The following is a 13,773-nucleotide window of genomic DNA, read 5'->3' as shown; positions in this document are numbered from 1 at the left end:
GTGCGGAGTTCTGCGGGGGCCCGGGCTGCCGCCGGGCGGCGTACACGGCATCTCCCGGCGCGCTCTACAGCGCCGAGCCGAGGAAGACCTGCTCCAGGTGCTTGGAGACCGGCTCGTCGGGGCGGCTGAACCAGTAGCCGTGGCCGCTGCGCTGGAAGAGCTTCAGCTCGCCGAGCTGGACGAGGGTCTCGGCGAGCTTGACGGCGAGTCCGGCCGGGTCGATCACGGGCAGGCCGTGCAGTTCGTGGATGCCGAGGTGCCAGAGGATCTCGTTGGGGATGCCCTCGGCGGGGATGATGACCTCGGCTCCGGCCTTGGCGGCGCGCAGGGCGGCGGCCGAGTACACCTCGACGAACTCGTCGAAGTCGCCCTCCAGGGAGCGGTGTACGGAGTCCCAGCCGCCGGGGACGACCTCGTAGGAGCTGAGCGAGGACTCCAGGCGGTACTGGCGGATGTTGGCCCTGATGGGCTCTTCGAGCGGCGGCATGAAGCCGAGGACGCCGAAGCGCTGCCCGGTGAGCGCCGAGAGGAAGAAGGCCGTCTCTCCGTAGCCGAGGGTCGGGATGGAGGCGAGGTGGCGGGCGTCGCGCAGACCGGGGTCCTGGCCCGCGGCGATCACCCAGGCGTCGTAGCCCTCCCGTTCGGCGACGAGCGCGGACTCGGAGAAGTGCCTGCTGAAGAGGACCTGGGCGGAGTGGTGGCCGACCAGCCCGAAGGGGGTGCGGTCGGGGTAGGTGTCGGCCGGCAGGGTCTTGATGTCGACGGTGGTGCCCGGTGAGGCGATCGAGTCGAGGTGCTCGCGGTACCACTGGTCGAGCAGCGGCAGGCGTCCCTCAACGGTGTGCTTGTGAAACCAGATCCGCATGTGCGTCACCTTTCAGGGGTCGTGGTGCGACGTCGAGAAGTGATGCCTTGAACAGGTAGTCGGTGGCCGACCGGGGGTCGGCGGCGGTGCGCCGCACGGCGGCGAGGGCCGCGGGGAGTCCGGCCGGGCCGTCGATGCCCGCCGTGCGGGCCTCGCTGCGCGGGATGACGGCCGTCTCGACGACGCTCCTGCGCCGGTCGAGGGCAGCGTCGAGGACGCTCTCCCCCGCCGGGTCGCCGCGCAGCACGGCGGCCAGGGCCCGGCCGGTCTCCACCGCGTCGTGCAGCCCGCAGTTCATGTTCAGGCCGCCCGCGGTGGACGTCAGATGGGCCGCGTCCCCGGCGAACAGCACCCGCCCGGCCCGGTAGCGGGGCAGCAGGAACCGGGCGAGCCGGTAGGTGTGGGCGTCGCCGACGCGGACCGCGCGCCCCGCGTCGCCCGGCAGCGCCCGCTCGACCCTGGCCCGTACGGCGTCGGGGGCGAGGATCTCGTCCCGGTCGGTGCCGCGCGGGACGCGGAAGATCAGCCGCCAGTGGTCGGTCATGCCGAGCGCGCTGTACGAGCCCCGAGGGTCGCGGACGTAGCTGAGCGCGGCGAGCCCGGGGACCAGTTCGTCGAGCGGGGTCTCGGTGACCACCCGGAGCGCGTAGTCGGGGTAGACCTCGGCGGTGCCGGGGAGTCCGGCGAGGTCCCGCAGGACGCTGCGGCTGCCGTCGGCGGCGACGACGTACGGGTGCCGGGTGACGGTGGTCCGCCCGGCGGGGTCCTCGGCGCGCAGCCGGACCCCGTCGCCGGTGTCCTCGGCGCCGGTGACGGTGGCGCCGAAGCGCACGTCGGCGAGTCCGGTGGCGGAGAGTTCGGCGAGCAGCAGCGGGGTGAGCCGGGACTGTTCGACGTGGAGCCGGTACGGGTGGCCGGTCGCCCCGGCGAGCAGGGCGTAGTCCAGTTCGGCGTGGACGCCGCCGTCCAGGTCGCGCCACTGGACGCGGTCGACGACCCGGCCCTGGCGGCGCAGGGGCGCCGCGACGCCGAGTTCGTCGAGGAGGTCGAGGGTGGACGGGTGGAAGGTGGAGGCGCGGGACTCGGTGGCGAGTTCCGTACGGGACTCCAGGAGGGTGACCGGGACGCCGGAGCGGGCGAGGACCAGCGCGGCGGCGAGTCCGACGGGCCCGGCGCCGACGACGGCGACGGTTTCCCGCCGGACGGCGGCGGAACCGCTCACGACACGGTCACGGCGGTACGGCCGGAGGCATCGGACCGGTCGCCCCGGGCGGTGCCGGTCCGTTCGGCGAGCCGGCGCAGCAGCGGGTGGGCGTCGGGGCCGTCGGCCGGGACGCCGAGGGTGTCCCGGGCCCACCAGGCGCTCGCCAGGTTGGAGGTGAGCAGGGTCCGTGCGCTGTCGCGGCCCAGTTCGGCGAGCGCGTCGAAGGTGAACATGCCGGTGCCGGTGAACAACAGGGTGGCGTCCTCGGGCAGTTCGGCCTCCCGGACCTGGGCGACGAGTTCGCCGGTGGTCACGTCGTACGGGGAGAAGCGGGCACCGGCCCGGATCTTGACGACCCGGTCGACGGCGAGCCCGGCGGCTTCCCAGTAGCCCTGGCTCAGTTCGGTGAGCCAGGGCTCGTACGGGGAGACGAGGACGAGCCGCTCGGAGCCCACGGCGCGCGCGGTGTCGAGGATGGCGAGGGCGGCGGAGCGCACGGGCGCGCCGGTCCGCTCGGAGAGTTCCGCGCAGAGGGCGCGGTCGCCGTCCGGGGTGAGCAGGTAGTGGGATCCGGTGCAGGAGACGACGGTGGCGTCGGGACGCAGTCCGCCGAAATTCCCCAGGACATCGGGGAGCACCTCGTTGTACTTCTCCAGACGGCCGCGCAGGTCATTTCCGGGAAGGACCGGGAATCGCGCGGTGTGGACATTCAGTGCGGGGCTTACGAGGCCCACGATCTCGGGTTCGGCCGCGGCGTTTCCGGAAGGAACCACCACACCGAGTCGCGGCGCCGATTGCAGAGCCATGAGCGAGTCTCTCCGATCCGTCGGTGCCATTGACATCACCGTACGAGGAAAAAGCACCGCACATCGATACGGGATTCCGCACCCGTGGCCGAAATCCGGTCCGCGCATGCGAACGGCGCCGCACCGGTGAATACGGTGCGGCGCCGCGGGCGTCCGGAGTGCGGGGCGGCCTGGAACAAAAGACCGTCCAGAATGCGGGACGTTCCGAAATGCGGGACGTGCGGCCCCTCGGACCATCCGGAATGCGAGATGCCCGTGCGGGGCATCCGGAAAGCGGAAACGGAATTACTGGGCCCTGGTCGCGGCGGCGGCCTCGGCGATGAATTCGTCGATCTTGGCGCGCCGGGTGAGGGCGTCGTTGACGGCCCAGTTCCCCTCCGGGATCTCGTTGACGACGAGCCAGACGACCGTGTCGGCGTTCCCGGTCGCCTCCCGCGCGTGCCGGGTCACCTCGGCCCCCAGCGCCTCGTTGCGCTCGGGGGTCAGGAAGCCCTTCAGGGGGGTGAGCACCACCAGGACGCCGGGGGGAGTGCCCGCGCCGGTGACCGCGAGTCCCTTGGCCGCCTCGCGGACGTACACCCAGGTGGCGGAGGCGAAGAAGTCGGTGTGGGGCAGGTTCATGGCGGTCAGCACGGAGTCGGCGACCCGCTGCTGCAGGACCTCCGCGGCGGCTCCGGTGACACTGCCCTCGGGGACGGTTATCTCGACCAGCGGCATGACGACTCCCAGCGATGTGTGCGCGGATGTGTGCATGGACGTGCGCGCGGACGGGTGCGCGCCGATACGGGTGAGGTGAAGGATCAGCAGGCCAGCGCGGCTTCGAACCGGTCGATGGCAGCGGCCAGTTGGGCGCGGCGGCGGATGTCGAGCTTCCGGTAGATCCGGGTGATGTGCAGTTCCACGGCGCGGGTCGACACCGTGAAGGACTCGGCGATCTGCTTGTTGGTCAGTCCGTCGAGCATCATCGTGGCGATGCGCCGTTCGTGGGCGGTCAGCTCCTCGCGGACGGCGGTCTCCTCGCGGAGCGCCGGCGGGACGGGCGTCGGGACGCCCCCGCGTATTCGTTCGTGGGTCCCGGCGCCGCCGGTGGACCGTTCCAGACCGGCGAGCACGACATGCCCCATGACCGCGTTCCACTCCCGGACCCGCAGTTCCCCGATGACCTGGGCCTGCGCGTACGGGTCCGCGTAGAGGACCCGCAGGAGCGTCCGGCGGTCGCGGGCGTCGCAGACGAGGAGTTCCCCGGTGCCGTCCCGCCAGGGACCGCCGCCGAGCAGGATGCCGCGTGCGGCCATCCTTTTCCAGTAGGTCCGGTGAGCCTCCCCGAAACTCAGCCGGTCCGTCTCATTGCCACGGAAAACGAGTTCGACCACAAAAGCCACGTACGACTCCCCCACAAAGGCCGGGTGTTTCCGCTTGTGACGCTACCACCCACCACCGGCCCCATTAATGAACACAATGTTGCGGTCGGCGGCCCGGAATTTCCTGAGGGAATGGCGGTCGCCCGGCCGTCGGAAACGGCCGGGTGTCGCCCCGCGTCACTGCTTCCGGGGCGGCCGCTAATCGGCCGCCGCCGTGGTCGCCACGGGGGCCGGGGCGGGCGCGGGCTCCGGCTCGGGTGCCGGGCGGGGCTTGCGCCGCAGCAGCCCGGTGGCCGCGAGCACCGCGACGGCGCCGACCCACACGGTCCAGCCGAGCGGCTCCTGGAGCACGGCCGCGCCGAGGACGACGGCGACCGCGGTCATCAGATAGGTGACGGTCGAGGCGACCGTGGCCCCGTCCTTGATGATCAGTTCGAAGTTGAGCAGGGCTGCGAAGCCGGTGCAGACGACGCCGAGGACGAGGACCGCGATCACCGAGTCGGTCCGCCAGGTGACGGCCTGGAGACCGAGGAACGGGAAGGCGACCAGGAGCATCACGGTGGCGACGCCGAGCTGGCCGCCCGCGAGCATCAGCGGCGGGATGCCCCTGCCCACCAGGAACTTGCCCATGTACGCGAAGCTGGCGCCGAAGCTGATGGAGCCGAGGACGAAGCAGAGGATGCTCCAGCCGGAGCCCGCGGAGGCGGAGTTCCACGGGGAGGCGATGAGCGCGGTGCCGCCGAGACCGAGCAGCACACCGCCCGCCTTGAAGCCGGAGACCCGCTTCTCCTGGCCGAGCAGCAGGGCGGCGGCGAGGGTCCAGATCGGGGCGCTGCCGTTGACGACGGCGGCGACGCTGCTGGAGCCGTCGATCTCGCCCTCCGCGTAGAGGGTCCAGGGGATGGCGTTGCCGAGCAGCGCGGCGACCGACAGATGCCCCCAGGTGGCGGCCTCCTTGGGCAGCCGGAGCCCCTTCGCGTAGCCGATCGCGAGGATGACGACGGCGCCGAGGGCGAGCCGGATCAGCACCATCTGCACGGGCGAGAAGCCGTACCCGGCGATCTTGATCCACAGGAAGACGGAGCCCCAGATGAGGCTCAGCGCGGCCAGCCGTGTGTACGTGGCTTTGGACATGGGTGTTTCCGCTCTCCGGAGGAGTCAGGGAAGGAAGGGGGAGGGGACGCGCGGGACGTTCCGCGGTACGACCACGAGCCTGGCACCGGCGCCCGGCCAGGTCCAGCAACGGCTGGTGGACGGTACCTTCCAGCAGCCGTGGCGAATCACCGACGGCCTTCGCGGGCGGGCGCGTTCGCGCTGGCCGGGCGGTACGGGGGCGGGGCCGCGCGGTACAGGCCGGGAGCCCGGACGGGTGTGAGACCGGCGACCCCGGTCGCGCACGGGACGGTCCTGCCGACCCGGCGTCCGACAGAGTCCGGACCGGGAGCCCGGCCGTGCCTCTCGTGCCCCGGCACCGGCACCGGCGGGGCGGTCGTGCCCGGCGGGCGCGTACGACGGGTGCGTGAGGCGAGCGGGGTGAGGCGGGCGCGTACGGCAGATGCGTGCGACAGGCGCGTGGCGCGAGCGGCGTGAGGCAAGCACGTACGACACGTGCGTCCGACGGGGCACGTACGGTCGGCCCCCGCCCCGCCCCGGTGGTCGGCCGCCGGTCAAGCCGCCGGTCAGGCCGTCGTCGTCGCCACCGCCGCCCGCGCCACCGTCCGCAGCGCGTCCAGGACCGCGGCGATCTCCGGCGAGGTCTGGCTGCCCTCGCGGACGGCCGCGAAGACCGTCCGGGACGGCGCGTGTTCGCTGAAGGCCCGGATCGTCACCTCCGGCCGGGGCGCCGGCTTGGCGAGCCGGGGGACCAGCGCGACCCCGAGGCCGAGCCGTACCGCCGACAGGGTCGCGTCCCAGTCGCCGATGGCGTGCGAGGCGTGCGGGGTGAACCCGGCGGCCGTGCACGCGGCGACGCCGATGTCGTGGCACATGCCGGTGGTGGCGAAGATCCAGGTCTCCTCGGCGAGGTCGGCCAGGACGAGCCGCTCCCGGCCGAGGAGCCGGTGCCCCTCCGGCAGGGCGATGTCGAAGGGGTCGTCGCAGAGCGCGACCCGGTGGAACCGGCCGTCGGAACGGCCGTCCTCCCCCGCGCTCCCGGCCGGGCGGGTGGTGTCGGCGGAGATGACGACGTCCGTCTCGCCCCGGTGCAGCAGGGAGAAGCTCTCCGGCGGATCGACCTCGGCCAGCGAGGTCCGCAGCAGCGGCCGGGTCTCCCGCAGCCGTGCCACGGCGGGCAGGATCAGGGCCGAGAGGGTGGTGGAGAAACCGGCGACCGCCACCTGTCCCCGCTCGCCGCTCCGGTGGGCGGCCAGCTCGGCGCGCAACTGCTCGATCTGGGTGAAGACCGCGTCCGCGTGCCGCAGCACGATCCGGGCGGCCTCCGTGAGCCGCAGCCGACGCCCCGAGGGCTCGGTGAGCTGCACGCCCAACTCCCGCCCCAGGGCGCTGATCTGCTGCGAGACGGCCTGCGGAGTGAGGTGGAGCGCCTGGGCGGCCGCGCTGACCGTGCCGCGCTCGCTGAGTTCCCTCAGCACCCGCAGCTTCCGCAGGTCCGGATCGACCATCTCCCGCACCCCTCCCTCACCGACCGGTCAGCGTACGCGGCCCGCGTCCAGGTCGATGATCTCCTTGGCCAGTGTCTCCAGGACGTCCAGGTCGCGCGCGGTGCGGCCCGGTTCGCGCCGGTCGCCCGGGTAGGTCGGATCGAGGACCACCGCCTGGGCACCCAGGTCCTGGAGGAGTCCGAGGTCGTCGGCGATCTGCCCCAGGGTGCCCTCGCCGAGGAGCCGCCCCGGGCCCAGCGGCCGGGGCGTGACCCGGAGCTTGATCCGGGGGCAGAGAGCGGGGACGGGCCGCTCGTGCTCCTCGGCGACCTGACGGAGCGTCGGCACGCCCACGCCGAGGAGCCAGTCGCCCGAGACGGACGTGGGGTGCCAGGCGTCGCCGAGGCGGACGGCCCGGCGCAGCGCCCCGTAGCTGTGTCCGCCGACCCACACCGGCGGGCCGGGCCGCTGCACGGGCAGCGGCCCGGTGTGCACCTCCCGGAAGGAGACGTGGGCGCCGTCGAAGGAGGCGACCTCGTCCGCCCAGCAGGCCTTGATCGCGGCCAGGTACTCGTCGCTGATCGCGCCGCGCTTGCGGTACGGGACGTCGATGACGGCGAACTCGCGGGCCGCCCATCCGGCGGCGGCCCCGAAGACGAACCGCCCGCCGCTGAACCGGTCGATGTTGGCGACGACCCGGGCGGTGTGCACGGGGTGCCGGTACGGAAGGATCGTGACCGTCGTGCCCAGGCCCACGGTCCTGGTGACCCCGGCGAGCCAGGAGAGCGTCGCGAAGGGGTCGTAGAAGGGGGCGGGGAAGAGGTGCTGCACATCGGGGGTGAGCGCCACGTGGTCGGAGACCATCGCGTAGTGGTAGCCCGTCGACTCGACCCGCAGCGCCCAGTCGGCGAGGGCGTCGGGGGTGGCCTCGGGGCCGTAGTTGGGCAGATTGACGCCGAACTTCATGGGGCGTTCCTTTCCAGGTCCCCGTCCGTGGTCGCGTCCGCGGCCCGGGTCCCGTTGGCATGGTCCGTGGTGCTCCGGCCGGTCCTGGCGCCGCGTCCGGCGAACGCCCCGACCGCGGCGAGGTGGAAGAGGACTCCCGCGAGCGCGACCCCGGCCGCGGGGAGCGGGAGCCAGCGGGCGTCGAGCCCGCCGGCGAGGGCGAGGCCGCCGAGCGCGGAGCCGACGGCGCCGCCGAGGTAGGTGGCCGAGCTGTTGAGGCCGACGGCGGCGGCTCCCCCGGCGCCGTCCCCGGCGAGCAGCCGGTGCTGCTGGGGGACGACGAACGCCCAGCCGACCACGCCCCAGACGAACAGGGGCAGCAGGACGAGACCGGGCACGGCGCCGGTGAAGGGCAGCAGGGCCAGGGCGGTGGCGAGGGTGCCGAGCAGGCCGACGGCGAGGAACGCGGGCTTCCCCGTCCGGTCGACGAGGGCCCCGGCGAGGAAGCTGCCGCAGACCCCGCCGATGCCCCAGACCCACAGGTGGGGCACCGCGCTCCCGATGGAGGCGGTCCGCTGGAGGACCGGCTGGAGATAGGTGTAGAGGCCGAGGCTGGCGACGGTCTGGGTGAAGGTGACCGCGACGACCACGGCGACCCGGGGCCGGGCGAGGGCGCCGAGCCGGGCCCGCAGGTCCGGCGCGGCGGCGCCGGTGACGGCGGGCAGCCGGGTGGCGACGCCGAGCAGGGCGAGCACCCCGAGTCCGGTGATCAGCCACAGCGCGGTGCGCCAGCCGGAGCGGTCGGCGACGAGCAGTCCCAGGGGGACGCCGAGGACGGTTCCGGCACTCATGCCGCCGAGGACGAGGCCGAGGGCCCGGCCGCGCCGCTCGGGCGGCACGAGCGCTCCGGCGGCGGTGGCCGCCGCCGGGGTGAAGAGGCCCGCGCCCGCGCCCGCGAGGGCCCGGGTGCCGAGCAGCCCGGCGTACGAACCCGTGAGCGCCGTACCGGCGTTGGCGAGGACGAAGACGACGAGTGCGGTGATCAGGACGGTCCGGGTGCCCCAGCGGGCGAGAACGGCCGAGAACAGGGGTGCCGCCAGGGCGTAGCAGAGGGTGAAGACGGTGACGGACTGTCCCGCCAGGGAGACGGAGACCTCCAGGTCGGCGCCGATGCCGGGGAGGAGCCCCGCCATCGCGTAGGCGTCGGTCCCCATGGCGAAGGAGCCGAGCGCGAGCAGGGCCACCGCGCGCGTGCCGCCCATCACACCCCCTTGTGTGCGTGTGTCGTGTGGTTCGGTGCGTACGGGTACGGGCGGGTACGTCGTACGGAACGGTCCTGGGGACGCTACTGACCGTGCGCCCCGCTCGGGGCCCACAACGCCGAAGTGGGTTCGGAGTTCCGCAGCCTCGCGCGGCCGTCCGGCTCGAATCGGCCGGTCACCGGCCTACCGTGGACCGATCGAGGAACCCCAGGAGGGAGTCCACCGTGCTCGACCTTTCCGTCATCAACGCGATGTTCCCGCCCGATCTCCCGGAACCGGCCGACTGGGAGCGGCTGTTCGCGCCGCGCGCCCTGCCGCGGGGCGCCGAGGTGACGCGCTTCGCCCCCAGCCCCACCGGCCATCTGCACATCGGCGGTCTGTACACGGCGGCCGTGTCGCGCGCCCTGGCCCACCAGAGCGGCGGCACGCACGTGCTGCGCGTCGAGGACACCGACCGCTCGCGCCGGGTCGCGGGCGCCGCCGAGGAGTTCTCCCGGCTGCTCGGCGCCTTCGGGCTGGCGCCCGACGAGGGCGGGGTGTCCGGGGACGGCGCCTGGGGCCCCTACCTCCAGTCGGAGCGCCGGGACGTCTATCTCAGCCATGTCCGCGAACTGCTGCGCCGGGACCGCGCCTACCCGTGCTTCTGCGACAGGGACCTGCTGGCCCGCAGCGGGGAGGAGCAGCGCGCGGGGCGCTCCCCGCTGGGCTACTACGGGCGGTGGGCGCCGTGCCGGACGCTCGGCCCGGCGGAGGCGGCGCGCCGGATCGGGGCGGGCGAGCCGTACGTGGTGCGGTTCCGCTGCCCGTACGAGTTCCCCGGGCGGGTCCGTTTCAGTGACCGCATCCGCTCCTCCGTGACCATGCAGGACAACGGCAACGACATCGTGCTGCTGAAGTCCTCGCAGGAGGAACTCCCGCTGCCGACCTACCACTTCGCGCACGTCGTGGACGACCATCTGATGCGGGTGTCGCTCGTGGTGCGCGGGGAGGAGTGGCTGTCGTCGACGCCGGTGCACCTCCAGTTGCACACGGCGCTCGGTTTCGAGCCGCCCTCGTACGCGCACCTCGCGCCGCTGATGAAGGCCGAGGGCCCCTCGCGCCGCAAGCTCAGCAAGCGCAAGGACCCCGAGGCGTCGGTGGACTACTACCTGACCGCCGGGTATCCCCCGGCGGCCGTGCAGCACTATCTGCGGGGGCTCGCCAACATCCGGCTGATGGACGTCCCCACCGCCGAGGCGCTCGCCGCGCCCGTCCGGCTCGACGGGATGCGCCCCTCGGGGCCGCTGCTCGACCTGCCCAAACTGCACTCCCTGAGCCGGGAGTTCATCGCCTCGCTGGCACCGGAGGAGCTGTACGCGCAGCTGCTCGCCTGGGCGGAGGAGTACGACCCCGAGCTGGCGTCGGTCCTCGCCCGGCACCGGGACCTGGCGCTGGCCGCGGTGGCCGCCGGGCGGCCTGCGGGCGCGCCCGCCCGGAAGGACCTGGACCGCTGGTCCTGCTTCCGGGACCGCTACGGCTTCTTCTTCGCGGAGCTGTTCGGTCCGGCACCGGCGCCCGGGGACGACCGGTACGGGGGTCTTCCGGGGGACCTGGTGCGGGCCGTCGCCGCCGGGTTCGTACGGGAGACGGAGGGGGTGACGACCCCGGAGGAGTGGTACGGCAGGCTCCGCGCGCTGACGGTGCTGCACGGCCACGCCCCGGACACGGCCGCGTGGCGGCGGGAGCCGGAGCGCTGGGCGGGGCCGCCGAGGGCCATCGCCCAGGTGATCAGGGTGGCGCTCACGGGCTGCACCCGCAGCCCGGACCTGTTCACGGTGGCGGCGGCGCTGGGCCGGGACGAGGTGGTGCGCCGTCTGACCGCCGTGGCGGGCTGAGGCGGTGTGCCGGGCCCGCCGCCCGGCACGCCGCACGACGGGCCCGGAGCACGGGCGGGGACACGGGACTCCCCGGGGACGGGGGTGTGCCGGTCGGCTCGGCGGGGTGGCCAGGGGCGGGCAGGGGACTGCCCTCAAGATCACCGAGCGTGCTCCGACGCTAGTCGCCGGGTTCCCGGCGCCCCGGCAGGACACACGGCGACGGCCCCCGTCCCGGCGACCGCTCACCAGTTCGGCGGAGCGCGTACGCCCCTTCCCGCCGGTACGGGGGCGGGGGCGAGGCCGGTACGGCGCGGGGCGCGGAGGGCCGGGCGGCCTCGCGGGGCGGGAGGGACGAGGGGGCCTCGCGGGGGCGGGAGCCGTGGCGGCCGGACGGTCCTCACACGCGCCCGTCCGGTCCGGAAACGCCACGGCCCCGGCCGCGCCTGGCCAGGGCGACGGTGAGCTGGCACTATCGCGGGATGTCCCCCTCGCTCTCCCGTACCGCTCGCCGTCGCGCCCTGGCGGTCTCCGCCGCGCTGCTGGCGCTGTGCGGGCTGCTGGTGTGGTGGACGGCCCCCTTCGGCCCGCCCGCGCCCAGCGGCACGGTGACCTTCAGCACCGGTGTCCCCACCGGCGTCTACCAGCGGTACGGGGAACTCCTCCAGCAAGCCCTGGCCAAGGACCTGCCCCGGGTCTCGATACATCTGACCGACAGCGAGGGCTCCCAGCAGAACCTGGCCCGGGTGGCCTCCGGGGAGGCCGACTTCACCATCGCGACCGCCGACGCGGTGGCCCAGTACCAGCGGGAGCGCAGGCCCGGCTTCGAGCGGCTGCGCGGCTGCGCCCGGCTCTACGACGACTACGTCCAGCTCGTGGTGCCCAAGGGCTCCACGGTGCGGACCGTGCGGGACCTGCGGGGTCTGCGGGTGGGCGTGGGCCAGGACGGTTCGGGGGTGCGGCTGATCGCCGACCGGGTCCTCGCGGCGGCCGGGCTCACCCCCGTACGTGATGTCGAGCCGGTCCCGGCGGGCATCGACACGATGCCGGGGCGGCTGGAGCGCGGCGAGCTGGACGCCTTCTTCTGGTCGGGCGGGCTGCCGACGCAGGCGGTGCAGGCGCTGTCGGAACGCACTCCGGTACGGCTGGTCCCGCTGGACGCGGGGCTCGTCGACCGGCTGCACGACGTGGGCGGGTCGACCCGGCACTACCGCTCGGCGGTGATCCCGGCCGACGCGTACGCCAAGGCGCAGGACGGGCGGCCGACGGAGACCCTGGCGGTGGCGAACCTCCTGGTCACCACGGTGGAGGCGAAGGAGGACCTGGTGGAGGGCTTCACCCGGACGGTGATCAGGAGCAGGGACGGGATCGGCCGCCGGGTCCATCCGGCCCAGCTGGTGGACCTGCGGACCGCCGTCTACACGGAGCCCCTCACCCTGCACGAGGGCGCCCGCCGCTACTACCGCTCGGTGAAACCCTGACCACCACTGCCGCGAACCCGCGTCTACCCAGCGCCCACACTTTTGATTGCGGCAGCCTCGCCTCGCCCAAAAAGTGAGACTGCCGCAACCCACTGAGCCGGGCCTCATCCCACTAGGACCTGACCCTGGCCCACGCAACGACTTTAGTGGACCTACTAGTATGACCTGGTCCAATAGCCACCGCTCTGGGCCCAAGTAAGCGGCGGACAGAAGACGATGGAAATATCCCCTCCGGATGCCCACGATCCAGCATCCCGATTGATGTTCGGTCCGCTCACCAGAGGCATGCAAATGACGGTGGCTTTATACCTGCCGCCATTACTCTGGCTACACCTGGCCGACCAGCCATTATCGAACTTTTCATGAATACATCCAGTCGGCCACCCCATTGCCGATACGTCACCCCTCGAGGCTAAGTCAAGATTCACAGGGTAGGCCACCGCCGCAGCAGCCGCCCCCTGGAGCCCCAGGACGGTCATGATCATGACCGAAAGAAGTGTTGCGAATAGCTTCTTCACAGATGCCAGCCCTTCCGCAAGTGATGCCCTAGATTTCAGCTCTTGTTGGCATAGGACGTCTCCACACCCGCAGAGATAGCCCTATAGGATCCGTTGCAGTAGGCATAGGAATCTCCCCACTGCCTCCATCCACCGGAGAACCACTGCACATGCCCGGTCTCCGGGTTCCTGCAGATAGCAGTAGCCCTATAGGAACCACCGTTGTGACTCGCACACCGGGCAACCGCCCCCCATGGGGCACGCGTCTCGTAGGTACAGTCGCTGGGGTGCGCCAGAGGGCTGGCACTAGAGGCCACCGCATCACCCTCGACACCGATCGAGAACGCCGCAACCAGCAGTGCTCCTAATGCTGGAGCAACGATGGCACGCCCAACGCGATCAGCTTTAAATAATTTCCGCACGCACTACCTCCGCCATTTTGTCGATTACACAGGAAAAGACATTATGCGAATCCCAGTGCGGCCGCAACGGCACGTCAGGATCTGGCGCAAAGGTGTCGACAGGATGTTCTCAGCCACCAGGGCGGAGCCGTTAGTTCCGATTCCAGGTGTACCCAGCGAGCCATCACGAAAGACTCAAGCATCTCGCCTGTCCAGTGACTCTAAACCGGGCCCACACTTATGCCGAAAAGCAACGGTTACATGCAGATCATCCGGCCGATTCGCAGCAGCTGAATCGCACCGACGAGACGCTAGAGGATCCCGGTTGGCAATATTGCCGACCGGGATCTGGTAATCCGATCCCAGCGACCAATCGGACTACCACATGCACCAACGAACACTTAGACCGCGTTTGAGATCTGCCATGGGACGATCGGTCGGTGACTCGACTCGTGGACCGTGACCGCTCCCTTGAGGAGCTTGAGTGTGACCGCTGGT

General features: G+C 72.3%; 11 protein-coding genes. 2 read left to right on the top strand and 9 right to left on the bottom strand.

What is annotated here, in order from left to right:
- Positions 1 to 64: 64 nt before the first annotated feature.
- From ACIRQY_RS11260 to ACIRQY_RS11220, 9 genes are all read right to left on the bottom strand, one after another.
- Positions 65 to 865 (bottom strand): aspartate/glutamate racemase family protein, encoded by an 801-nt coding sequence (locus ACIRQY_RS11260; RefSeq protein WP_351791058.1) that lies wholly within the window; start codon positions 863 to 865, stop codon positions 65 to 67.
- Entirely contained in the window at positions 834 to 2,087 is a 1,254-nt protein-coding gene (locus ACIRQY_RS11255; protein WP_403923939.1) for an FAD-dependent oxidoreductase, read from the bottom strand. Before ACIRQY_RS11255 ends, ACIRQY_RS11260 begins: the two co-directional genes overlap by 32 nt.
- Complete coding sequence (locus tag ACIRQY_RS11250) at positions 2,084 to 2,875, bottom strand: arylmalonate decarboxylase (RefSeq protein WP_403923936.1); 792 nt, start codon at positions 2,873 to 2,875, stop codon at positions 2,084 to 2,086. Before ACIRQY_RS11250 ends, ACIRQY_RS11255 begins: the two co-directional genes overlap by 4 nt.
- Before the next feature lie 285 nt (positions 2,876 to 3,160).
- On the bottom strand, positions 3,161 to 3,592 hold the full coding sequence (locus ACIRQY_RS11245; protein ID WP_351791066.1) for a hypothetical protein: 432 nt from the start codon (positions 3,590 to 3,592) through the stop codon (positions 3,161 to 3,163).
- A gap of 83 nt (positions 3,593 to 3,675) precedes the next feature.
- Positions 3,676 to 4,248 (bottom strand): LuxR C-terminal-related transcriptional regulator, encoded by a 573-nt coding sequence (locus tag ACIRQY_RS11240; protein ID WP_366444279.1) that lies wholly within the window; start codon positions 4,246 to 4,248, stop codon positions 3,676 to 3,678.
- Between the two features lie 186 nt (positions 4,249 to 4,434).
- Complete coding sequence (locus ACIRQY_RS11235; RefSeq protein ID WP_403923932.1) at positions 4,435 to 5,370, bottom strand: DMT family transporter; 936 nt, start codon at positions 5,368 to 5,370, stop codon at positions 4,435 to 4,437.
- Between the two features lie 545 nt (positions 5,371 to 5,915).
- The gene (locus ACIRQY_RS11230; protein ID WP_403923929.1) at positions 5,916 to 6,857 is read right to left on the bottom strand and encodes a LysR family transcriptional regulator; all 942 of its coding nucleotides are present in this window, start codon (positions 6,855 to 6,857) and stop codon (positions 5,916 to 5,918) included.
- Between the two features lie 27 nt (positions 6,858 to 6,884).
- Positions 6,885 to 7,802 carry a TIGR03619 family F420-dependent LLM class oxidoreductase gene (locus tag ACIRQY_RS11225; protein WP_403923926.1) on the bottom strand — a complete coding sequence of 306 codons (918 nt, stop codon included), beginning with the start codon at positions 7,800 to 7,802 and terminating at the stop codon, positions 6,885 to 6,887.
- Entirely contained in the window at positions 7,799 to 9,043 is a 1,245-nt protein-coding gene (locus ACIRQY_RS11220) for an MFS transporter (RefSeq protein ID WP_403923922.1), read from the bottom strand. Before ACIRQY_RS11220 ends, ACIRQY_RS11225 begins: the two co-directional genes overlap by 4 nt.
- Before the next feature lie 224 nt (positions 9,044 to 9,267).
- Here ACIRQY_RS11220 and ACIRQY_RS11215 point away from each other — a divergent pair, with 224 nt between their 5' ends.
- Positions 9,268 to 10,917 (top strand): glutamate--tRNA ligase, encoded by a 1,650-nt coding sequence (locus ACIRQY_RS11215; RefSeq protein ID WP_403923919.1) that lies wholly within the window; start codon positions 9,268 to 9,270, stop codon positions 10,915 to 10,917.
- A gap of 461 nt (positions 10,918 to 11,378) precedes the next feature.
- Positions 11,379 to 12,377, top strand: coding sequence for a TAXI family TRAP transporter solute-binding subunit (locus tag ACIRQY_RS11210; protein WP_403923916.1), 999 nt, complete (start codon positions 11,379 to 11,381; stop codon positions 12,375 to 12,377).
- Positions 12,378 to 13,773: the final 1,396 nt, after the last annotated feature.

Origin of the sequence: Streptomyces sp. NPDC101490 (assembly GCF_044767145.1) — a bacterium.
Taxonomy (GTDB): Bacteria; Actinomycetota; Actinomycetes; order Streptomycetales; family Streptomycetaceae; genus Streptomyces.
The sequence above is the reverse complement of the archived record's forward strand: the minus strand, read 5'-3'. Positions and strand labels throughout refer to the sequence as shown.